This window comes from Helicobacter canis, from assembly GCF_900451095.1.
GTDB classification, from domain to species: Bacteria; Campylobacterota; Campylobacteria; order Campylobacterales; family Helicobacteraceae; genus Helicobacter_B; species Helicobacter_B zhangjianzhongii.
In genome coordinates this window covers 1,038,084-1,063,683 of the sequence record NZ_UGHV01000001.1, presented here as the reverse complement: position 1 = coordinate 1,063,683, position 25,600 = coordinate 1,038,084, and the positions used below count along the sequence as shown (strand labels likewise).

Here is a 25,600-nt window from a genome sequence, read left to right as displayed (position 1 = left end):
GCTTATTTTTCCCTTTTGTAGTCTTAAATTTTGCTTTTTGGTTGGGTAAAGTTAATCTTTGATTAACCAAATATCCCTATAGCGTATCAATGCAATCAATATCGACTTCCAAGTCGCCTAAACTCTCTAACACACGCAAAATATCACTATGCTTTTGGGCGTGCAATAAAATATGAAATCGCCACTTGCCCGCTATGCGCTCAATCGCATTTGCCCCATACCCTAGGATTGTAGCCGCACTCTCGCTGCGCTGCTGCAAAGCTTGCAAAATTGCCAGCATATTCTCTTGCGCTTTTGCTTGAGAGCGATGATCGCAATGGATCATAGCAAGCCGCTTAAAGGGCGGATACGCCGTGCTGCGATGCATAAGCTCCCATTGTAAAAACACCTCATAATCGTCCAAAAACCCTTTAAGCCACTCGCTTTGCAAGCTTTGGATAAATACCCTGCCATTATCTTTGCGCCCAGTGCGTCCAGCGATTTGATGTAGCAAGCTCACCCCTCGCTCAAGGCTACGAAAATCCCCACCCTGCAAGATATAATCAATCCCCACCACACCCACAAATGCGACATTGTGATAATCGTGCCCTTTGCTTAACATTTGCGTGCCTACAAGAATATCAATCTCCCTAGACTTAAACGCACTAAGCACATCTGTAAGCTTCTTTGCTGTGGTAATATGATCTCGATCAAATATGCTAATCCTTGCTTGCGGATAGAGCTCTTGCAAATCAGCAGCAACCTGTGCTGTGCCAATGCGTTTGTTTGAAAGATTGTTTCCTTTGCATTCAGGGCAAAGATTAGGCAACACCTCTTTATAATCACAATAATGACAACATAGCATATCACGCGATAAATGCACGCTCATATTCACACTGCAAAATGGACAAACAAAGCCATAGCCACACTCCAAGCATAGCAATGCCTTAAAATTCGCGCGTGTAGGGACAAAGATGATAGCTTGCTTTTGCTGCTTTAGCACAGCTTTTATATGCTGCTGTAAGTTATAGCTTAGTTGTGCAAAAGTGGATTCTAGGATAAATTCTTTTTGCGCGCGGTAGAATCCACCTTTTAAGCGGAAAAGATAGCCGCCATCTTTGGCGCGTTTGTAGCTTGTAAGGCTTGGGGTAGCAGAGCCTAGCACGACTTTAATGCCTGCCTGCCTGCCAAGCAAGATAGCTAGATCCCTAGCATTGTAGCGTGGATTACTCATTGATTTATACGCATCATCGTGCTCTTCATCGACAATGATTACCCCAAGGCGTGCAAGTGGTAAAAATAGCGCGCTTCTGGCTCCGGCGATGATTTTTATCTGCTGATTATGCAAGCCTTGTAGAATCTGCTTTTTCTTACTCGGGGTGATTTTGCTATGCCAGAGTGCCACGCAATCCCCAAACACATTCTGCAGTCTTGCTAAAGTCTGTGGAGTTAGAGCAATTTCTGGCATAAGAAACAAGGCGGCTTTATCGCGACATAAAGCTTGTGCTATGCAGTGGAAGTAAATCTCTGTCTTCCCAGAGCCTGTATCGCCAAAGAGCAGGCTCAAAGGCTTAGATTCTATAAATGCATAGGCTTTTTCTTGCTGGGGATTTAGACTAGGTAGCGCAGATACAATTTGCTGCTTTTGTGCCACAGAGAGCCTAGCGCATAAAGGCAGCTCACAAAATCGCAGCGCATTTGGGGCTGGAGTGTGCTTATAGGGCTTTGGTATAGGGGCAGGCGCGGGCGTGAAAGCAAGAAAGAGCTTATAGGATTCTGGCAGGCTTGCACGATAGTAGTAGGCGATAAAACGCGCTAAAAATCGCTGCACACTGCCAAAATACCCCCGCACATCAAGAATATCTTTACAAGTAAAATCTGGTGCTTGTGTCTGTGTAATCACTACGCCATCATAGATTTTCTTACGCACCTCTATGCCTACAAGCGTGCCGGGTAGAAGCGGTGTCCTAGCCGTGTAGGTGAGCAAAGGCGAGCGCACCCCAAGCGGTGCGATATGGTAGAAAAACATTAGGCTATGGTGTCTTTGTGCGCGAGATGCTCTTGTGTGCTAGGAAGCTCATCAAACAAGCTTATCGCTCTCTGCGTGGATATAGGCATATCGAGCGTTTTGTGAGATTGATAAATATCGCGTGCAGAATCTTGCTTGATTGTTTCTTGCGATACTTGCTCTTGTTTTTCTTGGGCTATTTCTTCTTTGACTATTTCCTCTTGCAATGCTTCTTGTTTGGCTTGCTCTAATAATGCGTGCTTTTGCATACTCATATCAATCCTAGAATCCACTTTTTGGATTCTATACTCTAGCTCGCATTTTTTATGCACGACATCTAAATACGCCCGCAAAAGTGCGAGCAGATCCGTATCGCCCTTGTTGGCAAATAGCTCGCGTATTTCTTTGTTTGCTTGCTCATTGTAGCCTTTAAGCGATATGCCAAAGTCTCTCCCAGAGATCCGCACCTCTAGCTGCTCATTCATCATCTGCCTTTGGAGTTTGCTTGCTTGCAAGCGTGGTGGAGATTTTGTCATACAAGGATTCTACGGCGCGATCGCGATTGCCGATCTCTTCATAAAGTGCAGAGATTTGCAGATCTTTTTGGCTGGACTCTGCTTTGAGTGTGTTTAGCTCCTTGCGCAAGGATTCTAGCTCGATCATCGCGCTATCATAGGCAGCAAGCAGAGCGGAGATTTTTTCTTCAAGTTGGGTGATTGATGGCATTGGTGTTCCTTAAAGAAATGGTATGCATTATAGACACTTAGCTATAATTGTAACCAATTTTTCTCTAAAGGCTATCCCAAATGGCGCAATTTCTCCTACACTCTCCCTACTCTCCAGCAGGCGATCAGCCTCAAGCCATCGCAAAAATTACAGATTCTATCGCACGGGGTGCGAAGTATTCCACGCTTGTGGGCGTTACAGGCAGTGGGAAAACTTACACGATGGCAAATATCATCGCAAAGCTCAATCTCCCCACACTCATTATGACGCATAACAAAACCCTAGCCGCCCAGCTATATAGCGAGTTTAAGGGCTTTTTCCCTAACAATAAAGTGGAGTATTTTATCAGCCACTTTGATTATTATCAGCCAGAAGCCTATATCCCACGCCGAGATTTGTTTATAGAAAAGGATTCTAGTATCAATGATGAGCTAGAGCGACTGCGCCTTTCAGCCACGACTTCACTGCTAGCCTATGATGATGTGATTGTGATAGCTTCAGTATCAGCAAACTATGGGCTAGGCAATCCGCAAGAATATCTCACAATGATAGAAAAAATAGAAGCAAGACAGGAGCGAAGCTACAAAGCCTTGCTGACCAAGCTTGTGGATATGGGATATACCCGTAATGATGTGGTGTTTGAGCGGGGTAACTTCCGCGTAAATGGCGAGAGTATCGATGTGTTTCCTGCGTATAATGAGAGGGAGTTTGTGCGGATAGAGTTTTTTGGCGATGAGGTAGAATCCATTAGTATATGGGACGAGCTAGAGCGAGTCAAAATCCGCGATACACAAAGTATCGTGCTATATGCGGCAAATCAGTTTATCGTAGGAGCAAATCGCTTGCAGCAGGCTTTGAGCAATATTGAAGCAGAGCTGGATTCTAGGCTTGCGGAATTTGAGAGAGCAGATAAAATGGTGGAATACACAAGGCTTAAAGGACGCACGGAGTTTGATTTAGAGATGATTAGAGAATCAGGCATTTGTAAGGGCATTGAAAACTACGCAAGACATCTTACAGGCAAAGCCCCGGGGGAGACGCCCTACTCTTTGCTAGATTATTTTGAGCAAAAGGGCAGACCCTATCTCATCATCGTTGATGAATCTCATGTGAGTTTGCCGCAATTTGGCGGAATGTATGCTGGGGATAGAAGCCGCAAGGAAGTGCTTGTAGAATATGGCTTTAGACTGCCTAGTGCGCTAGATAATCGCCCTTTGCGGTTTGATGAGTTTATCAACAAAGCACCGCATTTTCTCTTTGTCTCCGCTACCCCTGCACAATTAGAGCTAGAGCTTAGTCAAAGTCATATTGCCGAGCAGATTATCCGCCCCACAGGGCTTTTAGATCCGCTCTATGAAGTGCGAGATAGTGATAATCAAGTGCTTGATTTATATGATGAGATACGCTTGCGGGTAGCGAGTAATGAACGCGTGCTTATCACTACACTGACGAAAAAAATGGCAGAAGAATTAAGCAAGTATTATGGGGAGTTAGGCATTAAGGTGCGGTATATGCATAGCGATATTGACGCCATTGAGCGAAATCACCTTATCCGCTCACTGCGATTAGGGGAGTTTGATGTGCTGATTGGGATAAATCTCTTGCGTGAAGGGCTGGATCTGCCGGAAGTGAGCCTTATAGCGATAATGGACGCGGATAAAGAAGGATTCTTACGCAGTGAGACAAGCCTTATACAAACAATGGGGAGAGCAGCTAGGAATGTCAATGGCAAGGTGATTTTATATGCGAAAAAAATCACAGGCTCTATGCAAAGGGCGTTTGAGACCACAGACTATCGCCGAGCTAAACAAGAGGCATTTAACAAAGAGCATAATATCACGCCAAGAAGTGTCGCTCGCGGTGTCGAAGAAGAATTGCGCCTAGAGAGCTCTAGCACACTCTATGAGAAAGCGAGCAAGCTACGCAAGCTCCCCAAGGCTGAAAAAGAAGCAATCATTAAAGACTTACAGCACAAAATGCACCAAGCCGCCAAGGCACTAGAGTTTGAAGAAGCCGCTAGAATCCGCGATGAAATCGCCAAAATCCGCACGATATAGTCATTGCTAGCACTCACTAGAATCTAGCTAGATGGATTTTGCGTGCTTGGTGCAGGGATTAGCGCGCATATCAATGTGATTTTGCTGCAAATATGTATCAATAGGCACGCTACGCCCCTTTGTCTCTATCGTATCGCTAATGGAAAAATACTTGATGATCTCTGCATTATCATTAGTATCTTGCATACAATACGGAGCTTTCCCATCTGTATAGAGAATATAATACGCATTTGTAGAATCTAACGCACTTAGATCAAGCAAATACTTGTGATTAAAATCAATAGCAGTATAATCGCCATTATAGATTGATGAATATAGGCTAATATCATAGTGAGCTAAAAGCTCTTTATCAATGTCTTTCTTGCTTGTTTTTTCATAAAACTGCTCATCATTAAGAGCCTTGCGCAAGGCTAGAATCTGCTTTTGTGTATGTTTGGTCATAAGTGCGCACTTTCCGCATTCAAGATAGAGAGTATCAAGAGTGTTTTCCTGCGGCAATGGAGCCTTAGAGCGCGCTACCAAAGCATATATAACACTTGTTTGTGGGATCGCATCTCGTAATTCATATAGATGAAAATCTAGCGTGATTGTATTGCACTTGTGCGTAGTGATATTAGAAGGCATATAGATGAAAGATAGCCCATCATCACTCATCGCTACATCTGGGCGATATGTGCGAATCAAATCTGGCATAGCTTGGCATTGTGGATTGGATCGCAAAAACTGCTGATATTTGGATTCTAGGATTTGGTGGAGCTTATCAAGTGTCTTGCCCTTGACAAATAGCTCGCTATCTAGGGCTACGGACTTACCCTTTTGGTAATAGAGCAAATGCTTGATATTGTGCGCAAGCGTAGCAGATGATAATCCCACATAGGTGTTTTTATACATTTGCAAAAATCTCTCATCAAAAAAATCCACCCCATAGCCATAATATTGTATCCCACGAGCTTCTCTAGTAAGTTGCTTTAGCATAGCTTGTGTGATTTGCACAAAAGCAGCGTTTGCTTGGGTGCAGGATTTGGGCTCTGGGATACGCAAAAGCTTAAGATAATCCGCCATTGAAGAATTGATGATTTTTTGTATCTGGGGATCTGGCGAGCAAATACTATCAAGTCGTATGCCCCGCGTATTGGTAGAATCGATTTGTATGAAAGTATAAGCACGCGTGCTAAATGATGAGATTAAGCGCAAATTCGCGGTTGTAGGTGTGGTGGCATTGGCAATATCGCTAATGTCTTTTTGAGGCAAAAGGCTTGCTAGATTCTGGGTGATGAGCTTAGGGCTTGTCAGCTCTCCTTGCTCAAGCACTGCGGTAAAAAGCTTTTGACAATCAAGCGTGCCATTAGCCACCCCAAGCTCGTTTGTTTCTAATGTGCTGTGCAAATCGCATAAAAATCGATTGCCATTAGCTAAAAATGCCACGCTAAGGATACGAGAATCCTGCCGTTTGATATAGAGTCTCGCACGATAGGGGCTTGGGCTTTTTGCTTTGGCTTGACGCGTAGTGGGGGAGATTGCGGTCTTAGATGTAACTTCATAGATAAGATATGTAGTGATCTCGCCATTTTGTATGGGAGCTAGTTCTATAAGCTTGCTTTCTGGGGTAGAGAGTGCTTGTGCATCTTTAGGCGTTGCGGTGGGGTTTGACTCTTTGGAGGCACTATCATCACAGCCTAAAAACAGCCCAGCAATCCCTAGCAGCGCACACACAATACCCACGCGTGCGACAGATACTATGTGTGCTTGTGCCATAAATTTACACAACCCCTTGATCAATCATCGCATCTGCCACTTTGCGGAAGCCAGCGATATTTGCACCAAGCACAAGATTTGTAGGATCGCCAAACTCTTTTGCTGTTGCACTAGCATTAGCAAAAATGCTTTCCATAATTCTATGCAAGTGAGAATCCACCACTTCAAAGCTCCACGGATTCATACTTGCATTTTGTGCCATCTCTAGCCCACTTACCGCTACGCCTCCAGCATTTGCCGCCTTGCCCGGTCCATAGCAGATTTTCGCTTGCAAAAATAGCTCGATAGCTTCATTGGTTGAAGGCATATTAGCACCTTCGCTTACACATTTACAGCCATTTTGGAGCAGGATTTTGGCATCTTTTTGGCTTAGCTCATTTTGCGTAGCACTTGGGAATGCCGCAAAACAAGGGATAGCCCACACACCATTGCAGCCCTCTTCATACGCGCTTACAGGTGTGTATTGCGCACTCTTTTTGATCTTAGCATAGGATTCTAGGGACTCTCGCTTGACTTCTTTGATCTCTTTTAGCAATGCCACATCAATGCCTTCTTTATCATAAATCATACCCTTAGAATCGCTCGCTGTTACAGGAAGTGCGCCGACTTGATAGAGTTTTTCAATCGTGTAGATAGCCACATTGCCAGCCCCAGAAATCGTGCAGACTTTACCCTCTAAGCTCTCACCTCGCTCTTTTAGCATCTCTTGGGCGAAATACACACAGCCATAGCCGGTAGCTTCAGGGCGCACAAGTGAGCCACCCCAATTAAGTCCCTTGCCTGTCAGCACACCATCAAAGCGATTTGTCAATTTTTTATACTGCCCAAAGAGATAGCCGATCTCGCGTCCGCCTACGCCAATATCCCCAGCAGGGACATCTGTATGCGCACCGATATGGCGATAGAGCTCATTCATAAAGCTTTGGCAAAAGCGCATTACTTCATTATCACTCTTGCCCTTTGGATCAAAATCACTTCCGCCTTTACCGCCACCCATAGCAAGCGTAGTAAGAGAGTTTTTCAAAATCTGCTCAAAGCCTAGGAATTTGATCACGCCTAGATTGACACTAGGGTGGAATCTAAGCCCGCCTTTGTATGGTCCAATGGCGGTATTAAACTGCACACGATAGCCATAATTTACGCAAATTTTCCCACTATCATCAACCCAAGGCACACGGAAGATGACTTGTCGCTCTGGTATGACAATACGCTCCAAAATCGCGTGCTTCTCGTATTTTTTTTCCTTATCAAATAAAGGAGCAAGCGAAATCAACACCTCCTCCACAGCCTGATGAAATTCATTTTGTGAAGGGTTCTTTTCTTTTAAAGCCGTAAGAATTCGAGTAGAGTAAGACATTGAAAGCTCCTTAAAGTATGAAATTGGAAGGCCGCGTGCATTATGCTATTTCCTAGCTTTTATAATGCTAAAATTTATAATGTAGTAAAAATTATACTTAAGAATCTCTAGGAAGCAGGGTAAGTAAATCGATGAATTTCTGCGGAATCTGGGCTGGATTTTGTGTCGCGACATCGACATAGCCCATACGCACAAGCACATCAAAAACACATCGCTCCTGCATTAAGGTCTGTCCTAAACTCTCGCCAAAGTCTTTGGGCTGTGGGCTAGCTAGATTCTGGAGATTTGGTAGGTCATTAAGCCCTTGTGGGCGATTAGTCTGCGTGGGTAGCACATAAATCCGCTGACGCAAGAGAATTTGCACACGCCCTAGCTTGCGCATTTGTGTTTGCACCCACAAAACATCTCCAAGCCTAGCAAAGCCTAAAAACTTCGCCTCTAGCGCACTTACGACAAAGCCACAAGTCCCACTTGAGGGCAGCTCTCCAACACGGAAAAACACCTCACTTCTCGCACGCTCACAATATTTAATGTAATTTGTATGATAGACAATCCCCCCGCAATCCGTATCTTCGTAGTAGATGCGTATTTGCATAAGTTAGAATCTACTTGAAGCTACCATCTGCGCTGATACAGCGTGTATTGCAGCCGTTTTTATCACAGATACTTTTGCACTCACTCGCGCTAAAGCTCCCTTGTGCGCGAGGCTTTTTCGCACACGCACTAAGCCCAAGCACCACACTTGCCACAAGGGCTAATGCTACAATCTGTCTCATCATCAATCCTTTGACCGCTCAAGCTCTATGTCTTTTTTAAAGACCTTCTTTGCCTCATTGATAGCAGCTTGCACGGCTTGCTCTACAAGCATTTTCTTGTCTTTATTGTCAATCTGCACACTCTCACCAATGTCAAGCACCTTTTTGCCACTAGCTTCTAGCTGCGCTGCGCCTTTAAATGTGTATTCTTGCTCTGGATTAGTGAGCCCAAGTATTACACGCACGATAGCTGTTTTTGTCTCTTTGGCAGTGAGCTTTGTCGTGCTAGTGGCTTCATCAAGCTTTGTTTCATACTGCACGCTAAGTGCATATCGCTTATCAAGCTTGCTACAAATCTCATCGACCTTTGGAAATAGCGCGAGCGCGATGTGATCTGCTGAGATATTTAGCTCATTGACTTCTGGCTTTTCAATGGTAGCACCATTAAGCCTATCACATTGCAAAGTAGCCTTAGCAGATTCTATACTTGCTTCTTTATCAGCAAAGCACCCACTTAGCAACACACCTAGCACGCAACTAGCAGCAAGAGCCACTAAAGAATCTTTCATCACATATCCAAACCGCATATAAACTCCTTGTAAGATGGTAGAATCCAAGCATTATACACTATAAAGCAAACATTCAGGCTACTCGCAAACCACTTGCGCTAAATTCTACTACTTACTTATTGTCATAAACTTTTTTGCACGCTTCATCATCGCCCATTAAGCAAGCCTTTTGCAAGGCTTTAAACGCCTCTTTTCTCTCTAGTCGCTCCTGCTTAATGCCATTAAAATACTGCGTATAGACAAAATAAAAACCCACGCACGCAATCACCATAAACACAACATCACTCAAGCGGAATCTAAATCTCTTGCAAAATCCACAAAGTGCCATTGCCGCTCCTGGATTCTAGGCTTTTAGTGCTTTTTCAAACTCATACGCACTGCGCACAATCACAGCTAGATCATCATATCTAGGCTGCCAATGCGTCTGCTGCTTTAATAACGCATTGCTAGCAATAAGCTCAGCTGGATCACCTGCACGCCTAGGGGCGATCTGCGTGGCGAAATCCACGCCGCTTACACGCTTCACGCACTCAATCACTTCTTTGACACTATATCCGCGATTATAGCCGACATTAAACACCGCGCTATCCCCACCTGCTTGCAAGAATCTAAGCGCGCTTAAGTGCGCGGCTGCCAAGTCATCGATATGGATATAATCACGGATACAAGTGCCATCAGGCGTAGGATAATCATCGCCAAAGATACTCATACCAGCCCTTTTGCCCGTGGCGCACTCTAGGGCTACTTTGATTAAGTGTGTGGCGTTTTTGCTCCGCTGCCCTAGGGCTTGATCTTGGGCGAGCAGGCTTGTGGTATTGCCCATACTAGCCCCTGCGACATTGAAGTAGCGCAAAGCCACATAGCGCATAGAAGAGATTTTGGCAAGATCTTGCAGTATAAGCTCTACCATCATCTTTGAGCTACCATAGGGATTGATAGGAGCTAGCGGTGCGCTCTCACACACAGGGATAAGCCTAGAATCCGGCTCGCCATACACTGCTGCTGTGGAAGAAAATATAAAATACTCCACCCCAAAGCGCACGCATATCTCAAACAGCGCGATAGCATTTGCGACATTATTGTGATAATACGCAAGCGGCTTTTGGACGGATTCTCCTACGATGAGGCTCGCGCCAAAGTGCAGCACACCTGTGATCTCACTGCGCTTAAAGAGTGCCTCAAGCAAAGTGCGATTGCCAAAATCCATCTCCACAAACTCTACCCTATCAGGATAGCGCGCTTGCAAGATAGCGATATTTTGCCTAAATCCTGTGCGTAAATCATCAATGATAATAAGCCTAGAATCTGTCTGCTCCAAAAATGCCATAGCCGTATGTGAGCCGATATAGCCTGCTGCGCCTGTGCATAAAAGTGTCATCAATGTGCCTTTATAAAAAATCAAAGCTTGATTATAACAAAGTATGTTACAATCAGCACTCACCAAATCACAAAGGCTATTATATGGATAATCAATCGCTATCGGATCTTACCGACAATCGCTCTCTTACAATGAATATCTTAGTAACCCCTTCAATGGCAAATTTTAGCGGACTTATGCACGGCGGCGAGCTGCTTAAGATTCTAGATCAAGTGGCTTATGCGTGCGCGACTAGGTATTGCGGAGTGGGTGTAGTAACGCTTAGTGTAGATTCTGTTACATTCCGCCAGCCAATCCCCATCGGCACACTACTGACATTTCTAGCTAGTGTAAATCACACCGGCAAAACAAGCTGCGAGGTGGGGATCAAGGTCATTAGTGAGAATATCAAAGAGCGGTTTGTAATGCATTGCGTGAGCTGCTATTTCACAATGGTAGCTTTCAAAGACGGCAAATCCGTGCCAATCCCACAGCTAGAGCCAAGAAACCAAGTAGAAAAAAGACGCTATGAAGCAGCGATTAAGCGCAGAGAGCTACGCAATACAAGCAGATCATAATTACTAGAATCCACTTTTGCGCAAAAGTGGATTCTAGTGTGCAAGCATTGCCACACAAATTAAGCTACACAGATCGACAATCCGCCTGCAATGAAGCAAACACACAAAAACGCGTGGAGACAAAAGTAGGCAAAGTGGATTCTAGGCATAACCTAGCTAGACAGATCTAGCTAGATCTGTCTGCCTTGCTTAGAGATAGCATCAAGCACAGCATTGACAAGCTTTGGGGCATTATCCTCTCCATAGATTTTGGCTAGCTCGATAGCTTCATTGATGATGATTGGCGCATCTGTCTGGGTATATAGCATCTCATACGCCCCAAGCCGCAAGATATTTTTCTCCATCTGTCCTAGCCTGTCAAAATCCCATTCTTTCAAATGCTTTGCCACCTCGCCACTTAGTGCCTCAAATCGCTCTAGCACTCCACCCAAAAGCCCTAGCGCGAAGTCTTGCTGCTTGTTTTTGATCTTGCGATCTTGCAGGATATGTGGCGCGCTTTGCATAATGGCAGTATTACCGCACTCATACGCATACAACAGCCCCACGACAGCTTCACGCGCTTGTGTCCTAGTCGCCATTACAATACCCTGCACAAATCCATAAGCTCAATGAGTGAATTCATCGCTTCAAAGCCCTTGTTCCCCACTTTTGCCCCTGCTCTATCAATTGCCTGCTCGATATTATCAGTCGTAAGCACGCCAAAGCTCACGGGGACTCCGTGCTGCAAGGTTGTATTAGCGATACCCTTGGTCGTCTCCGCACTCACATAGTCAAAATGCGGCGTCCCACCTCGTATCACCGCTCCTAGCGCGCATATCCCTTGGTAGCCGCCCTTTTTCAGCAAGCGATCAAGCACAAATGGCAGCTCCCACGCCCCCGGAGCTAGCACAATATCAAGCAAATCAGCATTGCCTCCGTGGCGCAAGAAGCTATCTTTGGCACCTTCTACCAAGCGATCTGTAATGATGTGATTAAACCTAGAGCAGATAATCGCCACCTTTTCATCACCTTGTAAAATGATCTTTCCTTCAAGTATTCTCATCATCAATCCTTTCTTATAAATTTGCGTATTTTAGCGCATATTAAGCGCATTTCTAATGGCAAAAATCTCATCAAAAAGCCTAGTCAGCTTATCTAGGGCGATCATATTTGCCCCATCACTTAGCGCATTTGCTGGATCATAATGTGTTTCAATAAAAAATCCATCAACCCCCACAGCCGCTGCTGCTCGCGCAAGATAAGGCGCAAAGGAGCTATCTCCGCTACTTTTCCCATCGCCCATACCGGGCATTTGCACGCTATGGGTTACATCAAAAATCACAGGCGCAAACTCCCGCATAATCACAAGCGAGCGCATATCTACGACCAAATTCCCATAGCCAAAGCTAGATCCTCTCTCTGTAAGACATAGCCCATATTTATTGGATTCTAGGTAGCTAGCCTCTGTGCCACCGCGTGTTTTAATGGCTTTAAGCGCGCTATATCGCATATCTTTTGGGCTCATAAACTGCCCTTTTTTGATATTGATCTGCGCCTTTGTCTTTGCCACAGCTATGATTAAATCTGTCTGCCTGCACAAAAACGCCGGGATCTGGATCACATCGACCACCTCTGCAAGCGCGGCTGCTTGGTGGGACTCGTGTATATCGGTGATAAGCTTATAGCCAAACTCTTTTTTGATAGACTCTAGCATTTTAAGCCCTTCATCAAGCCCCGGACCGCGATAGCTCTCAAGGCTCGTGCGATTTGCCTTATCAAAGCTAGCCTTGAAGTAAAGCTCACAATCATCGCGCTTCTGCAAAAACGCCAGCCCAGCAGCGATACGCTGCAGCTGCTCACGGCTCTCTATCACACAAGGACCGCAAAAAATGCTTAACTTATTTTTTGCTTGATCTTGTTTTTCTCTCTCTTTCATTTTGTATCCTTGATTTAACATAGCTGCAATTATAAGGTCTTTACACTAATGGCACTTCTCAAACTTAATCGCACAGCCCGCAAGCTCACTAGCCATAGAATCTAGCTCCTTAGATCCTATTGTGTCAAAAAACATAGAAGCAAGCGCGCCATACTCTTTGGCAAAACTCGGCGCAAGCCGCATAATCTCCTCTGTCAAAGCCTGCATATCTTGCAAGCTAAATGCATCATTCCAAAAGCCCTCATACTCGGCAAAATGCTGGAATCTACAACTAAACATACTTGTATTTTTGCTAGCAAGCGCATCGCTAAGTTTTCTGCCAGATGGCGTTTGCAGCGCGGCTAAAAGCTCGGCTTTGTAGGGGAGGGTATCTAGCGCGTGCAGCAAGAAGCCTTTGCCATCTTTTTGGACAAATTTTCTCGCCCTTGTCATTGTGCTTTTAAAGGCTTTTTTACTTGCTTGGCTTAAGCAAGTTGATACCTGTGCTTTATGCTGCATATCTTGTAGCTCCATAGCCGTAGTATCAAGCCATACCTGCATATTCATCGCATTAAAAAGCTCTCTAGCTTCACTAGATTTTGCCCAAAGTGTGCAAAAGCCTAACAGCACCAAAGCCACAAAACGCACAAAAAATGGCACATAAGGCTTTGGCACTACTTTTTCTCCTTTTGGACAATGGGCTTAAACTCGCGTTTAATCATATTGTAGTTGAGAATCTCGCCTGTCTCGATGATGTAATACCACCCATACACGCGCAGCTCCCCCCTATCAAACCGCTCCTCCACAAAGGGATAGCTCATAAGATTTTCTAGCTGCTGCTCGATATTGATAAGCTCTGTAAGCCAAGTGCGCTTAGATTTAGAGCTAGGCTTTAGGGCTTGCACTTTGTCTTTCACAGGGTCAAGGAGTCTTAGCCACTTTTTCACATACGGCGTCTCATCAAGCTTTTTGGGCGGCTCATAGACAAACTCGCACGCCCCGCAGTTACTATGCCCACAGATAATGATATTTTGTATCTCTAAAATAGTCAGCGCGTATTCAATCGCCGCTGTCGTAGCCAAAAAGCCCTCGCGCAAAGCTTGTGATTCTTTATAAGGCGGAACGATATTGCCCACATTACGCACGACAAACAAATCCCCGGGCTTTGTATTGGTGATGAGATTAGGCACGACACGAGAATCCACACAAGTGATAAAAAGCGTGTGTGGATCTTGGTGCTGCTTTAGCGACTCATATAAATCTTTATGCGCGGCGAAATCTTCTTCTTGGAACTTAATCGCCCCTTCAAATAGCTCTTTCATATATACCCTTGATGTATCGTAAATATCGCTATTTTAGCATATAGCGGTTAAACATTGCCATAGCCCTAGAATCCACTTTTGAAGGAGTTTGACTTTCAAAGTCTGTTTTACTTCAAAAAGCTTGGTTTGCTTCACAAAGTCCGTTTTACTACCGCACGATTCTAAGGATTGCGGTGGGGCTTTCAAAAGTGGATTCTAGGATTTCGGCTTGTTCTGTAAAGCCGCTGCGGGATTCTAGGATTGTGGAGCTAGAATCGCGGCTTTTACTAAAGAAACCTGCTGCGGCTGCGCCTTGCACCGCTTCGCTTGTTTTCAAGCCGCGCAAGGAGATAAGACTTGATTGTCTATCGATGAAGCGCGGCGAAGAAATCCGCGATTCTAGCCCACAAGCCGAATCCCTTGAAAAGCCTACTTCCCCACCTCCACAAAAGCCCAAGCACACACCAAAGCCACAGCCCCACATCAAGCACGCCATCATATAGCCCCTGAGCGGTGCAAATCTGGTGCCAAAGCCCCACGCAAGCAAGCAGAGCAAAAATGCGTGAAAATACCGCTGATATAGCGATGAACGCCGATATAATCACCACTTGCACCCTAGAATCTATGTGGTAAATATCCACTAAGCCTATGCCCAATGCCCCAAGGTATAGCCACAGCCCAAGCACCGCCCATACTAGCATCACTCCATAAGGCAAGATAGCTAGCCCTGCCACCCTAGCCACAATAGCTCCCATAGAGATTCTATGCTCTAGCGACACGCTAGAATCCACTAACGCGATCTTTGCGCAATACAGCACGCTAAGGGCTACACTAAGCACGCTTGGCTCCCCAAAGCACGAGAGATAATACCCACACGCACTATATCCTAGGATCTCCACACCATAGAGCAGTAAAGCCACGCACACACTTAGCACAAATCCATAGCGCAATGTATGCAACGCCCAAAGTAGCACCGCCAAAAAGCATAGCCCAACGCTAATCATCACACGCCCTTATCCAGCCTGCACTACTAGTAGGGTAGCTAGGATCCAGCACAGCGCGAGCCTTTTGCACAAGGGTAGCTCTAGGGAGCAAGGCAGTGCGGATAAAGGCGCGTTTGTAAGTATAAGCGATATGCACGAGCTCTTCATTATGCGCCACGCTAGGGTAGGAGACTTCGGCATTTTCCACACGATCAAGCAAGCACACAGGCGCAAACTCCACTTGAGAGCCATCTAGGCTCTCTGGCACAAGCACGAAAATATGCAGCTGCTCCCTTGAGTGCGGAAGTGCGCCTTGCAGCATAGAATCTAGGCTAGGAGATTTTGGCGATAGCGCGTAGGGGGGGGGCTATTATGGAGCAAAAACACAAGCCCATCTACGCTAAAAAGCACAGAAGAGCTGTTGTAGTTGATAAGATTGCTAGGCTTTGGGGGCTGGCACGATAAATCACCTTGTAATTGACACAAACTCACTTGCATAGCACTTGGTGTGTAGTTGCGATACACGCCTATGGCTTTTGTCGCGCTTAAGGGGGTGAAGCTTGGCTGCAGCTTAGATAGGGACTTTGCGCCGATATGCGGAAGTGGTAAAAAAGTGGATTCTAGCCTAAGCGCAGAGTCAAAGCGCACAAGCAGGGGATATTTGCGCGCTAGCTCGTGATAAATAGGCAAGATAAATCCGCCATCTTCTAGCAGCAAGGCAGGACTACGCACAAGGAATGAGAGATTGGCAAAGGGGCTTAGGGCAAGCTCCTGCCTAAAGTGCAAATGCTCCAAAGACTCATCAAACTCCAGCCAATACACCCTGCTAGTCGCCCAGCCCCCAAGACTCACCCCCACGACAAACAAATGCACCCTCCCTAGAGTATCCACAAAGCTCACAGGATTGCCAAGCTTGGCGATAAATTTGCCACTAAGGCGGGAGAGGATGGCGGGGGTTAGGATTTCTCTAGGGGTGCTCCAATGTGGTTTGGGCGTTGGCTTTTTTTGTGTTTTTGGCGTTGGCTTTTTGCGATAAATTGTGGATTCTTCGCTAGGGTCTCGGTCATTACCCACTAGGTAACTCCCTTCGCCCCTAGCTTGAAAACCCCGATTTACTAAAGAAACTGCGGCTACGCCTTGTTTTCCCATCTCAAATCCTTCCGCCTGCGACTTGTTTAAATTTTTTGCGTTTTTATCAAACACACTTTCCGCTTTTTTCCTAGAATCCACTTTTAGAAAAATCCTGCCGCCTGCGGCGTTTTTATCAAACACATTTTCAGCTTCTGCGTTTTGCAGCGTGTTTAAAATTTGAGCATTTTTATTAAAATTCTCGTTTTGAAAAAAAGCTTTTTTGTTGTCATTGCGAGACGCTGCGCTAGCAGCGGCGTGGCAATCCATTGCTTCATCACTAGAATCCACTTTTTCTAAAGAAACCTGCTTCGGCTTCGCCTTGCACCGCTGTCGCTTGTTTTCTAAAGAAACATCGGCTAACGCCGAGCGGTATCCCTTGTTTTCTAAAGAAGCTGCGCTTTTTTCACACTCGCCCTGATTGTCTTCTTCAAGGATTCTAGGAGTTGCGGTGGGGCTTTCGTAGCCTTTAGCAAATTTTGGGGCAGAGCTAGACTGATGGTCTGCGGTTGTCCCAAAATTTGCTAAATCTGCGGAATGCCTACCCAAAACAAGCGAAGCGGTCGGCGATAGCCGATGTTTCTTTAGTAAGACCGAATCCCCCTTAGAAAAAGTGGATTCTAGACTCCCCTCCCTAATAAAAAAGCTTTGGTAGATCCCCACATCTCTCGCCCCTTCCCTACTCCCAGCAAAAAACAAAGCCATAAAGCCATAGCTATCGCGCAAATGCGGGGCGACACGCGCTGTATCAAGGGCGATGATCGTGCTTGCGTGCGCGCTTGGCGTGGGGTTTGGTATAGCAAAGTAGCTAGAATCCGCTTTTTCTAAAGAAACATCGGCTAACGGCGAGCGGTATCCCTTGTTTTCTAAAGAAACCTGCTGCGGCTTCGCCTTGCACCGCTGTCGCTTGTTTTCTAAAGAAACTGCGTTTTCACATATCGCGTTTTTTCTGTCATTGCGAGCGGATTGAAAATCCGCGTGGCAATCCATATTTTTTGCAGCAAAAATGGGAGTATTACTAGAATCCACTTTAGAATCTATGGCAAAGACACTAGGGCTAGGAAGCTTGTGCCTAAAGCTCACATACCCCAAAGCCCCCAGCAGCAAGCCCACAATCACGCCCAGGCACAGCCACTCCGCCCGCTTGCTCATCTATGCCATCACCCCTACTTGCTGCGCAGCTCATAGAGTCGCATAAGCTCTAGGTAGAAGTCCTCTTCACTCTTTGGCAGCAGCACGCCTTCATCAAATGGCATAAGATCATAGTAGAGCTTTTGGAGATTGCTAAAGCGATTGGGGAAAAGATGGGCTAAAAGCTTTGCCGCGATACTTGGGCGCACAAGCACGCTAGGAGGCAGCAGTCCCACCTTAAAAAACTCTAAAATCGACTCTGTGTTGTAGCTGATGTGATGGTGCTTGCCGTGCGGGCAAGTCGTGCGATTGATAAGCATTTGACAAGTGTTGCAATACACATACCCACCCTTGATACTCGTGCTAATCCCGCTCACCATATCCAGCACAGAATACAAAGTATTGCGCTCATAAAACACCGAGAGATTAGGGGTATTATCAGAGACGATGAAATGCGTGCAGCCGTAGTTCCTAGCCACCATTGCGTGTAAAAGCACATTATTTGTCCCCATAAAGAGATAGGTATCATCAAGAGGGATAATGCACATTCTATCGCTCACGAGAAAATGCCTCATCGCAAATTCTACGCATTGCTTTTGCATATCATAGTGGATAAGCGTATCGCGATAGGGCTTTAGCAAAAATAGCACGACCAAATCACTCGTTGAAAGCGCATCGCGGATAAAGGCTTCGTGCGCATTGTGGAAGACCTGTCCATCAAGCACAAGCCCTGTGATATGCTTGGCATTATGCGTGGCGATCTGCTCCTGCAAGCTTGCTTTAGCTTCTTTAATATCCGGGAAATCCACTTGATACTCCCCACACACCGCATAATCCCCAAGCCGCGAGTAGATCCTATCAAACTCCGCCCCACCTTGTAGCCCTGTGAGCTGGATCGTGCGTGCGTGCCGATCGATAGGGAACACTTCTTCAACTCTCAAATACCCCACACTCCTTTGCTCAAAGACAATATCAAGCACTTCATTTGGCTTGGTGGATTCTAGGACTTTGCGATTTCTCTTGCCTGCTGGGTTTAGCACAAAGGGCGTGAGGTAGGAATCTTTGCTTAAATCTAGCGTTTTGCTATTGGCAAGGCTTGCTATGGGGGAGAGCAAGCCTTCTTGGACTAGGGCTAGGGAGCTTATGGCTTCCTTGTCAATATAGAGAGCTTTTCTAGGCTTGGGCTTAGTGGATTCGGCTTTTGGGCTAGAATCGTGGATTTCATCGCCGCGCTGCGTCGATAGACGCCCAAGTCTTATCTCCTTGCGCGGCTTGAAAACAAGCGAAGCGGTGCAAGGCGCAGCCGCAGCAGGTTTCTTTAGTAAAAGCCCCGATTCTAGCTCCAAAATCCTAGAATCCTTTGTCTGCTTGGCTTTGGGCGTTTTTTGTGTGTTGGGCGTTGGCTTTTCTAAAGAAACTTGCGACTTGCTTAAAATGTTTGCGCTATCGCTAGAATCCGCTTTTAGAATTTCAGCTTTTTTGTTCTGCGGCTTTTTTATGCTTTGTGTAGTTTTTTTAGAATCCGCTTTTTTGTTTGCGGCTTTTTTTTCTGTCATTGGCAGCACCGCTTGCACCGCGTGGCAATCCATAGATTCTGCGGAAGCAGAATAGTCATCACTAAAATCCACTTGTGCGGATTTATGGATCGCCACGACTTCCTTGCGGAAGTCTCGCGATGACGATAAAAGGACATTATCCCTAGAATCCGCTTTTTGCGTTTTTTGCTCGGTTTTTTCAAAAGTGGATTCTAGGCTTTGTGGCTGTGTGGATTGCCCCGCTTTGTCTTGTGCCAAAGCTCGCGATGACGATAAAAGGGCGTTGCTCCTAGAATCCACTTTTTTACTTTGCGGCTGCTTTTGATTTTCGGTGGATTTTTCAAAACCGCCCTGATTGTCTTTCTCAAGGATTCTAGGAATTCTAAAGAAACTGCGCTGTGCTTGTTTGGAGACAGAGCAAGAGTCTGCGGTTGTCCCAAAACAAGCAACGCGATGTTTCTTTAGAAAATTTGCTAAATCTGCGGAATGCCTACCCAAAACAAGCGAAGCGGTCGGCGATAGCCGATGTTTCTTTAGTAAGACCAAATCCCCCATACACCCCATCGACACACTTTCTCTCATCTCTCCTCCCTACTTCTTGCGCAAAAGCCCATATTTCTTGCGCTTCTCCCACAGGCTCTTCCTGCTCATACCAAGCTTTTTAGCCAGCTCAATATCAGGATAGCGGCTCTCAAACTTTGCGATAATGGTCTTTACATAATCGTGTATAGACATAATATCCCCGCCTAGCTCCTGGGTGTTTGGGATATGGGAGATGTCAATCACCTGCTGGAAGCTCACCTTATCTGTGGAGATAAATGAAATGATCAAAGGATACCTATGTGCCAGCTCTAAAAACTCCTTCCTCTCCTGTCGCTTTAGCTCTTCAAGATTGGTGATATAGTAGATTTTGCGCTTTTGTGGGGGATTTTTGAAGATGTTTTTATACTCCTTGTCCTTTAGTGTAACAAACTCAAACAAGATATTTTTCTCTCTAGCATATTTCATCGCATAAATATCCGCGCTACGCTGGGAGGTGCTTTTGATGATGAAAGGCGGATTATATTGCAAAAGGCTTGGGGTGTTTAGCTCTTTTTGTATGAAGTCAAAATACGCATTATAAAAATCCAGCACTTGCTTATTTTTGGCAAATTCATTGTAATGCCGGATCTTGCGCACAAGCTCATCGATCATAAAGGGCTTTAGCACATAGTCCCTAGCCCCCGCTAGCAGCGGCTTACTCACGGTATCATCGCTGATATAAGAGATCATCATAATGATGATAGAATCACTATGCTGTCTAATGAAAAATTCGCAATTTTGATTATAGATATTTGATGAGATTAAAATCGCGTGATAATCCACGCGCTCTTTGGGGATATTTTGGCTAATGGTGCATTCATAGCCTACATCACTAAGCTTGCCTGCGATACTTTGAGCCAGATAGACTTCATTTTCTAAAATGAGTAATTTCATAACACTATCCTTTATACAATTGATAACTCTGTGCCACTTCTGCAAAAGACACAATCCGCAAGCACACGCTACTCATCGCACACACCCCCTCTGCCCTACCCACAAAGCCTAGCTGCTCTGTCGTGGTGGCTTTGACATTGATCGCGCTCAAAGGCACGCCCAAAATCTCAGCGATCCTAGCGCGTATAGGCTGCTTATATGCGCCAAGGCGGGGCTTTTGAGCGATAATGGTTAGATCAAGATTGCATAGCTCATAGCCCACACTTCTAGCAAAGCCCCACACAATCTCTAGCAATCTCGCAGAGTCCGCCCCCTCCCACGCGCTGCTAGAGTCCGGAAACCACTCGCCAATATCCCCAGCCCCCATAGCCCCCAAAATCGCATCAATCACACTATGCAATGCCACATCGCCATCGCTATGGGCTTTAAACCCAAACTCACTCTCTATCACCACGCCACCTAGCTTCATCACCTTGCCTATCTCAAAGCTATGCACATCAAGCCCATTCCCCACGCGCAAAGTCGGCATAGGCGCAAAGGGCGCGGCGTGCTGCCAGCTTTGCGCCTGCCCTAGAATCTGCTCTAATGCCGCCATATCGCTAGCTAGCGTTAGCTTCTCTAATGCCCTATCCCCTTGTATATAGCGCACGATCCCGCCATTTGCCTTGATGATAGAGCTTTCATCGGTGCCTTGATCCTGCGTGGATTCTAGTGCGGCGCGTAATGCGCTTACACGCGAGAGCTGGGGCGTTTGGACTCTAAAAAGCTTGCTTCTATCGATATAGCTTTCATTATATATGGCAGTGTCAGGGACCGCTAAAATCGGCGCGACACAATCGACTTGTGTGTTTTGGGCGTTGGCTTTTTGCGAAAAAGCGGGGAGTTTATGGCTCGCTGCGTCGATAGACGCCCAAGTCTTATCTCCTTGCTCGCCACTGCACAACCCCGCTTTTTCATCAAAACGAGCGAAGCGATGTTTCTTTAGAAAAATCCTTCCGCCTGCGAGCTGGCTACAAAACACATTTTGAGCTTCTGTATTGTTGCCGCACAATCCTTCCGCCTGCGAGTTGTTTAAATTTTGAGCGTTATCCCTAGAATCCACTTTTTCACTAGTGGCTATTTCTCTGTCATTGCGAGCCGCTGCGTGAGCTGCGGCGTGGCAATCCACATTTCCCCTAGAATCCACTTTTTCTAAAGAAGCTGCGCGTTGCTTGCTTTGCGTTTGAGCCTTATCCCTAGAATCCAAACTTGTTACAATAAGTGCCGAAATGATTTTTCTCGCTACGGCGACAATCCCAGCCCTTGCCACATCACTCACAAGCACCCACTCGCTCTCAATGCCTTGAAGTGCGTTGCGCAAAGACTCTTGACGAGTCTCCCCGCCAATGACAATTTCATAGGAACAAAGCTTTTGCATATAGGAGGCTTCTTGCTCGCTTGCAGTGATACGGATTTGCACAAATGGATACATCGCACTCAGTGTATCTGCGACAAAAAGCCACAATGGCTTCTCGCCTATGCGTAGCCACTGCTTTTTGATAGCGTGTGTTTTAGGCGAGCTTTGCGCAAAGCGGCTTGAGCTGCCAGCTGCCATAAGGATAAGCGCGATAGACGCCCCTTGTGGCACCAAACTCTCGCTAGGGGCGGTCGCTTGCGTAGGGTCTAGTTGAAGTTGTGTTGTGTTTCTATACACCGCAAACCTTTATCGTGAATGTTACAAAATTATACTTACTTTTGCTTAAACTTTTTTTGCTTATGTGATTGCCGATACACAAGCACACCACCATAAATAAGGTGGAATAAATCGTGCTTCAATATAGCATAAAGCCCTATATCAAGGAGTATCTATGCTAGAAGGCAAGAGTATTCTTATCACCGGTGGCACAGGGAGCTTTGGCAAGAGATTTGTCGCTAAGGTGCTAGAGCGGTATAAGCCAGCGCGTGTGATCGTGTATAGTCGCGATGAATTGAAGCAGTATGAAATGAGCCAGAGCTTTAATGACAAAAGAATGCGCTATTTCATCGGCGATGTGCGCGATGAAGCTAGGCTAGAATCCGCTATGGCTGGCGTTGATGTCTGTATCCACGCTGCTGCGCTAAAGCATGTCCCCATAGCAGAATACAACCCCATAGAATGTATCAAGACCAATATCCTAGGGGCTAGCAATGTGATCCAAGCTGCCCTAGCTAATGATGTCTCTCATATCATCGCCCTTTCCACCGACAAAGCTGCCAATCCTATCAATCTCTATGGCGCGACCAAGCTTTGCTCGGATAAGCTTTTCATCAGTGCTAATAATATCAAAGGTAGCAAGAGGGCGCGATTTAGCGTGGTGCGCTATGGCAATGTGCTAGGCTCTAGGGGGAGTGTGCTGCCATTTTTCAAAAAGCTTGTAGAGCAAGGCGCAAAAGAGCTGCCAATCACCGATAAGCGAATGACGCGGTTTTTTATCACGCTGGATTCTGGGGTGGAGTTTGTGCTAAAGAGTTTGGAGCGGATGCACGGGGGCGAAATCTTTGTGCCTAAAATCCCTAGTATGAAAATCACCGATTTAGCGCGCTGCCTAGCCCCGCACCTGCCTATGAAGTTTATAGGAATCCGCCCGGGGGAAAAGCTGCACGAAGTGATGATCCCAGAAGATGACTCTAGGCATTGCTATGAGTTTGAAAGCTTTTATGTGATTGAGCCTAGCATTGTGTTTCAAACGCCTATTGATTATAGTGTGAGTGCTAATGGGCTAAGGGGCGTGCGTGTGCAAGAAGCCTTTGAATACTCAAGTGCTACTAATACGCTCTGGCTTGATGATAGGGAGATTTTAGAAGTATTGCAACGAGGATTTTAGCGGAGCGATTCGGTCTTGGGTAGGCAATGCGGCAGCACGCAAGCAGGTTTCTTTAGCAAACAAGGGATACCGCTCGGTGTTAGCCGATGTTTCTTTAGAAAAGCCAAATCCCCCACGACCGAATCCCTCTCTGCTTACAATCTCTTTGCAACAGCGCGGAAGCAAAGATTAAGCAGCAAAATAAAGGCAAATAGCACCACCCCACAAGCGATAAGCACATCGCGGTGCAAGCCCTCTGCATAGCCTAGCTCCATAACGATATTTGTCGTTAGCGTGCGCACGCCATCGGTTATGGATTCTGGGATTAGGGGTTGATTGCCTGCGACAATGATAACCGCCATAGCCTCGCCAATCGCACGCCCCATACCTAGCACGATACTCGCTAGAATCCCACTTCTAGCCGCCTTTAGCACGACAAAAAACACCGCTCTCTCCTTGCTCGCCCCAAGGGCTATGGCACCTTCATAGTAGGACTTTGGCACGGCTTCTATGCTTGTTTTAGAGATTAAAATAATCGTGGGCAAAATCATAATCGCTAGCAAGAGACTTGCTGTCAGCAAGCCTTTCCCACCATTATCAGCGAAAAAATCCACAAACTCCACCAACACAACAAGCCCAAAAAATCCATACACAATCGATGGTATCCCAGCAAGTAGCTCCACACAAGGAGTGAGAATCCTTAGCATACTTTGCTTACAAAAATACGCGAGATACACCGCACTTAGCACGCCAACAGCCGCCCCCATAATCACTGATAGCACACTTACAAGCAGGCTGCCGATAATCATCGGGAAAATCCCAAAGACTTCACTTGTAGGCATCCACCTATCACCTAGCAAGAAGTCCCACACTCCCACTTCCATAATCGTAGGCACCGCCTTACCAAAGAGAAAAAAGCAAATCGCAAGCACCGCCACCACACACAAAAGCGCGCAAAAGGCAAAAAGCACGCTCATCACAAACTCTAGGCACGCCACACGCGCTTCGTGCTTATAGGGCATCTCTAGCACAACGGCAATCCCACGCAACGCCTTTGCCCTAATTGTGCGCAAAAGCTGCTTGCACGATTGCACAAATGCTTGTGTAGGCGCAAGGTCTTGAGTAGCAGAAGTAGCTGGAGCTTGCGCGGTAGCCTCTATGGGATCAAGGGGATCAAGCAAGCTTGTGCGCATACGCTTAATAATGCGCTTGTAATTGCGCTGGGCTAGGTGGAATTGGACTTGGATTTTTCTGGCTGATGATTTGGCTTTTGGCATAAGGTGCCTTTGTGTGAGCTTTGTGCGATTATAGCCCCGCCGTGTAAAAACTCTAAGCCCTTTTGTAAAGATTCTGTAAAAGCGCAACCCAAACATCACCACACAAAGGCGCATAATAATCCATAAAGTGGATTCTAGGCTTGGTGCTTAGGCTTTGGCTGCTTGCCTCTACGATCCATAATACAAGCGATAGCAAGCCTCAAGTGAATAGGAAGCTAGATAAGCCTATTTCTTTGTGCCAAGCATTTTTGTGCGGCTAATTAGGCAGTTGAAATTATAATAAGACAGCGGCGCGCTATAGCTATAGCTCTCGCCCCTGCTAAAGTCGATCCTAGAGATTGTCTGCTGGATTAGATCTTGATAGATTCCCTCATAAATACACGCGCCATCTTGGATAGAGCCATCGACATATAAAATCCGCTTTTTCATATAGTTATCATACCAATCCATAATGAAGTGATATTCTGTAAAAAGATTGAGCGAGGTGGTATAGCCTGTGATGATAGGATAAGTCTGCTCCCTGCAATAATACATTCCATCATAGTTGAAGCACGCGGAGCGATCGATCATTTTTGAAGGGATATACTGCACACTAGAGCTTGGATAGCTTCTCATCACTTTGACCAAACTCACATAGATGATATTGCGGGCAGATTTTTCTGGGATCTGCCCTTGTGTGTATAGGGAGTTAAATCCGCGCATTTCTAATGCCTGCTTGATAAAGGGTATATACGAAGCAGCGAGTAAATCGCCTTTGTGGGCGGTGATTATCACAGGGGCATTGATAGTAAATCCATAGCCTTGCTGGATTGAAGAAGTATATTTCATCTCTATAAGATTGCTCGCACAGCCCAGCAAAAACACCCCAAATACCACGCTACTTAGCATACTCACTACTCTTTGCACGCAACA

The 25,600-nt window shown here is 46.0% G+C and carries 28 protein-coding genes; 4 read left to right on the top strand and 24 right to left on the bottom strand.

All coding sequences use genetic code 11. From position 1 onward, the window contains the following. Positions 1 to 76: 76 nt before the first annotated feature. The 3 genes from DX060_RS04960 to DX060_RS04950 are packed head-to-tail and all read right to left on the bottom strand — an operon-like array spanning position 77 to position 2,713. Positions 77 to 2,008 (bottom strand): primosomal protein N', encoded by a 1,932-nt coding sequence (locus DX060_RS04960; protein WP_115011428.1) that lies wholly within the window; start codon positions 2,006 to 2,008, stop codon positions 77 to 79. Beyond that, positions 2,008 to 2,523 carry a hypothetical protein gene (locus DX060_RS04955; protein WP_147278778.1) on the bottom strand — a complete coding sequence of 172 codons (516 nt, stop codon included), beginning with the start codon at positions 2,521 to 2,523 and terminating at the stop codon, positions 2,008 to 2,010. The genes DX060_RS04960 and DX060_RS04955 overlap by 1 nt, the downstream gene beginning before the upstream one ends. Continuing rightward, positions 2,465 to 2,713, bottom strand: a complete 249-nt coding sequence (locus tag DX060_RS04950; RefSeq protein ID WP_115011426.1) for a DUF904 domain-containing protein — start codon at positions 2,711 to 2,713, stop codon at positions 2,465 to 2,467. Before DX060_RS04950 ends, DX060_RS04955 begins: the two co-directional genes overlap by 59 nt. Positions 2,714 to 2,793: 80 nt before the next feature. Here DX060_RS04950 and uvrB point away from each other — a divergent pair, with 80 nt between their 5' ends. Then, complete coding sequence (gene uvrB / locus DX060_RS04945) at positions 2,794 to 4,770, top strand: excinuclease ABC subunit UvrB (RefSeq protein ID WP_115011425.1); 1,977 nt, start codon at positions 2,794 to 2,796, stop codon at positions 4,768 to 4,770. A gap of 27 nt (positions 4,771 to 4,797) precedes the next feature. Here uvrB and DX060_RS04940 read toward each other — a convergent pair whose 3' ends face one another. The 7 genes from DX060_RS04940 to galE form a co-directional block, all read right to left on the bottom strand. Beyond that, positions 4,798 to 6,525 (bottom strand): hypothetical protein, encoded by a 1,728-nt coding sequence (locus DX060_RS04940; protein WP_115011424.1) that lies wholly within the window; start codon positions 6,523 to 6,525, stop codon positions 4,798 to 4,800. A 4-nt stretch (positions 6,526 to 6,529) separates the two neighbouring features. Then, positions 6,530 to 7,882 carry an NADP-specific glutamate dehydrogenase gene (gene gdhA / locus DX060_RS04935; RefSeq protein WP_115011423.1) on the bottom strand — a complete coding sequence of 451 codons (1,353 nt, stop codon included), beginning with the start codon at positions 7,880 to 7,882 and terminating at the stop codon, positions 6,530 to 6,532. Positions 7,883 to 7,979: 97 nt separating this feature from the next. Further along, positions 7,980 to 8,477: a YbgC/FadM family acyl-CoA thioesterase gene (locus DX060_RS04930; protein WP_115011422.1), complete on the bottom strand. Its 498-nt coding sequence runs from the start codon at positions 8,475 to 8,477 to the stop codon at positions 7,980 to 7,982. Between the two features lie 10 nt (positions 8,478 to 8,487). Then, positions 8,488 to 8,658, bottom strand: a complete 171-nt coding sequence (locus tag DX060_RS11310; protein WP_181814195.1) for a hypothetical protein — start codon at positions 8,656 to 8,658, stop codon at positions 8,488 to 8,490. A 2-nt stretch (positions 8,659 to 8,660) separates the two neighbouring features. After that, the gene (locus DX060_RS04925) at positions 8,661 to 9,224 is read right to left on the bottom strand and encodes a hypothetical protein (protein ID WP_115011421.1); all 564 of its coding nucleotides are present in this window, start codon (positions 9,222 to 9,224) and stop codon (positions 8,661 to 8,663) included. A gap of 94 nt (positions 9,225 to 9,318) precedes the next feature. Next, entirely contained in the window at positions 9,319 to 9,534 is a 216-nt protein-coding gene (locus DX060_RS04920) for a hypothetical protein (protein ID WP_115011420.1), read from the bottom strand. 15 nt (positions 9,535 to 9,549) lie between these two features. Then, a complete protein-coding gene (gene galE / locus DX060_RS04915) occupies positions 9,550 to 10,584 on the bottom strand; it encodes a UDP-glucose 4-epimerase GalE (RefSeq protein WP_181814194.1) in 1,035 nt (344 codons plus the stop codon). A gap of 83 nt (positions 10,585 to 10,667) precedes the next feature. On the opposite strand from galE, the gene DX060_RS04910 reads away from it, so the two are divergent. Together DX060_RS04910 and DX060_RS11305 are read left to right on the top strand one after the other, a co-directional pair. Next, positions 10,668 to 11,141, top strand: coding sequence for an acyl-CoA thioesterase (locus DX060_RS04910; protein WP_115012313.1), 474 nt, complete (start codon positions 10,668 to 10,670; stop codon positions 11,139 to 11,141). Positions 11,142 to 11,167: 26 nt separating this feature from the next. Beyond that, positions 11,168 to 11,311 (top strand): hypothetical protein, encoded by a 144-nt coding sequence (locus DX060_RS11305; protein WP_181814193.1) that lies wholly within the window; start codon positions 11,168 to 11,170, stop codon positions 11,309 to 11,311. On the opposite strand, the gene nusB is transcribed toward DX060_RS11305, so the two are convergent. The 12 genes from nusB to ispF form a co-directional block, all read right to left on the bottom strand. After that, positions 11,312 to 11,719, bottom strand: a complete 408-nt coding sequence (gene nusB / locus DX060_RS04905; RefSeq protein WP_115011418.1) for a transcription antitermination factor NusB — start codon at positions 11,717 to 11,719, stop codon at positions 11,312 to 11,314. Next, positions 11,719 to 12,183 (bottom strand): 6,7-dimethyl-8-ribityllumazine synthase, encoded by a 465-nt coding sequence (gene ribH / locus DX060_RS04900; RefSeq protein WP_115011417.1) that lies wholly within the window; start codon positions 12,181 to 12,183, stop codon positions 11,719 to 11,721. Before ribH ends, nusB begins: the two co-directional genes overlap by 1 nt. A 30-nt stretch (positions 12,184 to 12,213) precedes the next feature. Further along, positions 12,214 to 13,056, bottom strand: a complete 843-nt coding sequence (kdsA, locus tag DX060_RS04895) for a 3-deoxy-8-phosphooctulonate synthase (protein ID WP_115011416.1) — start codon at positions 13,054 to 13,056, stop codon at positions 12,214 to 12,216. A gap of 45 nt (positions 13,057 to 13,101) precedes the next feature. Beyond that, positions 13,102 to 13,710: a hypothetical protein gene (locus tag DX060_RS04890; RefSeq protein ID WP_115011415.1), complete on the bottom strand. Its 609-nt coding sequence runs from the start codon at positions 13,708 to 13,710 to the stop codon at positions 13,102 to 13,104. Then, complete coding sequence (locus DX060_RS04885; protein ID WP_115011414.1) at positions 13,710 to 14,357, bottom strand: carbonic anhydrase; 648 nt, start codon at positions 14,355 to 14,357, stop codon at positions 13,710 to 13,712. The genes DX060_RS04890 and DX060_RS04885 overlap by 1 nt, the downstream gene beginning before the upstream one ends. 148 nt (positions 14,358 to 14,505) lie before the next feature. After that, positions 14,506 to 14,682, bottom strand: coding sequence for a hypothetical protein (locus tag DX060_RS11300; protein WP_181814192.1), 177 nt, complete (start codon positions 14,680 to 14,682; stop codon positions 14,506 to 14,508). 19 nt (positions 14,683 to 14,701) lie between these two features. Further along, on the bottom strand, positions 14,702 to 15,343 hold the full coding sequence (locus DX060_RS04880) for a hypothetical protein (RefSeq protein WP_147278777.1): 642 nt from the start codon (positions 15,341 to 15,343) through the stop codon (positions 14,702 to 14,704). Next, a complete protein-coding gene (locus DX060_RS04875) occupies positions 15,333 to 15,641 on the bottom strand; it encodes a hypothetical protein (RefSeq protein WP_115011412.1) in 309 nt (102 codons plus the stop codon). Before DX060_RS04875 ends, DX060_RS04880 begins: the two co-directional genes overlap by 11 nt. A gap of 5 nt (positions 15,642 to 15,646) precedes the next feature. Further along, positions 15,647 to 17,599, bottom strand: a complete 1,953-nt coding sequence (locus tag DX060_RS04870) for an exo-alpha-sialidase (RefSeq protein ID WP_115011411.1) — start codon at positions 17,597 to 17,599, stop codon at positions 15,647 to 15,649. 14 nt (positions 17,600 to 17,613) lie between these two features. Beyond that, positions 17,614 to 19,695, bottom strand: coding sequence for a hypothetical protein (locus DX060_RS04865; protein WP_115011410.1), 2,082 nt, complete (start codon positions 19,693 to 19,695; stop codon positions 17,614 to 17,616). A 9-nt stretch (positions 19,696 to 19,704) separates the two neighbouring features. After that, complete coding sequence (locus DX060_RS04860; RefSeq protein ID WP_115011409.1) at positions 19,705 to 20,589, bottom strand: response regulator; 885 nt, start codon at positions 20,587 to 20,589, stop codon at positions 19,705 to 19,707. Between the two features lie 4 nt (positions 20,590 to 20,593). Beyond that, positions 20,594 to 22,282: a 2-C-methyl-D-erythritol 2,4-cyclodiphosphate synthase gene (gene ispF, locus DX060_RS04855; RefSeq protein ID WP_115011408.1), complete on the bottom strand. Its 1,689-nt coding sequence runs from the start codon at positions 22,280 to 22,282 to the stop codon at positions 20,594 to 20,596. Between the two features lie 154 nt (positions 22,283 to 22,436). On the opposite strand from ispF, the gene pseB reads away from it, so the two are divergent. Then, on the top strand, positions 22,437 to 23,432 hold the full coding sequence (gene pseB / locus DX060_RS04850) for a UDP-N-acetylglucosamine 4,6-dehydratase (inverting) (RefSeq protein WP_115011407.1): 996 nt from the start codon (positions 22,437 to 22,439) through the stop codon (positions 23,430 to 23,432). 134 nt (positions 23,433 to 23,566) lie between these two features. On the opposite strand, the gene pstC is transcribed toward pseB, so the two are convergent. Both pstC and DX060_RS04840 read right to left on the bottom strand, forming a co-directional pair. Next, the gene (gene pstC / locus DX060_RS04845) at positions 23,567 to 24,688 is read right to left on the bottom strand and encodes a phosphate ABC transporter permease subunit PstC (RefSeq protein WP_258552202.1); all 1,122 of its coding nucleotides are present in this window, start codon (positions 24,686 to 24,688) and stop codon (positions 23,567 to 23,569) included. Positions 24,689 to 24,913: 225 nt separating this feature from the next. Continuing rightward, a complete protein-coding gene (locus DX060_RS04840) occupies positions 24,914 to 25,582 on the bottom strand; it encodes a hypothetical protein (protein WP_181814191.1) in 669 nt (222 codons plus the stop codon). Between the last annotated feature and the right edge of the window lie 18 nt (positions 25,583 to 25,600).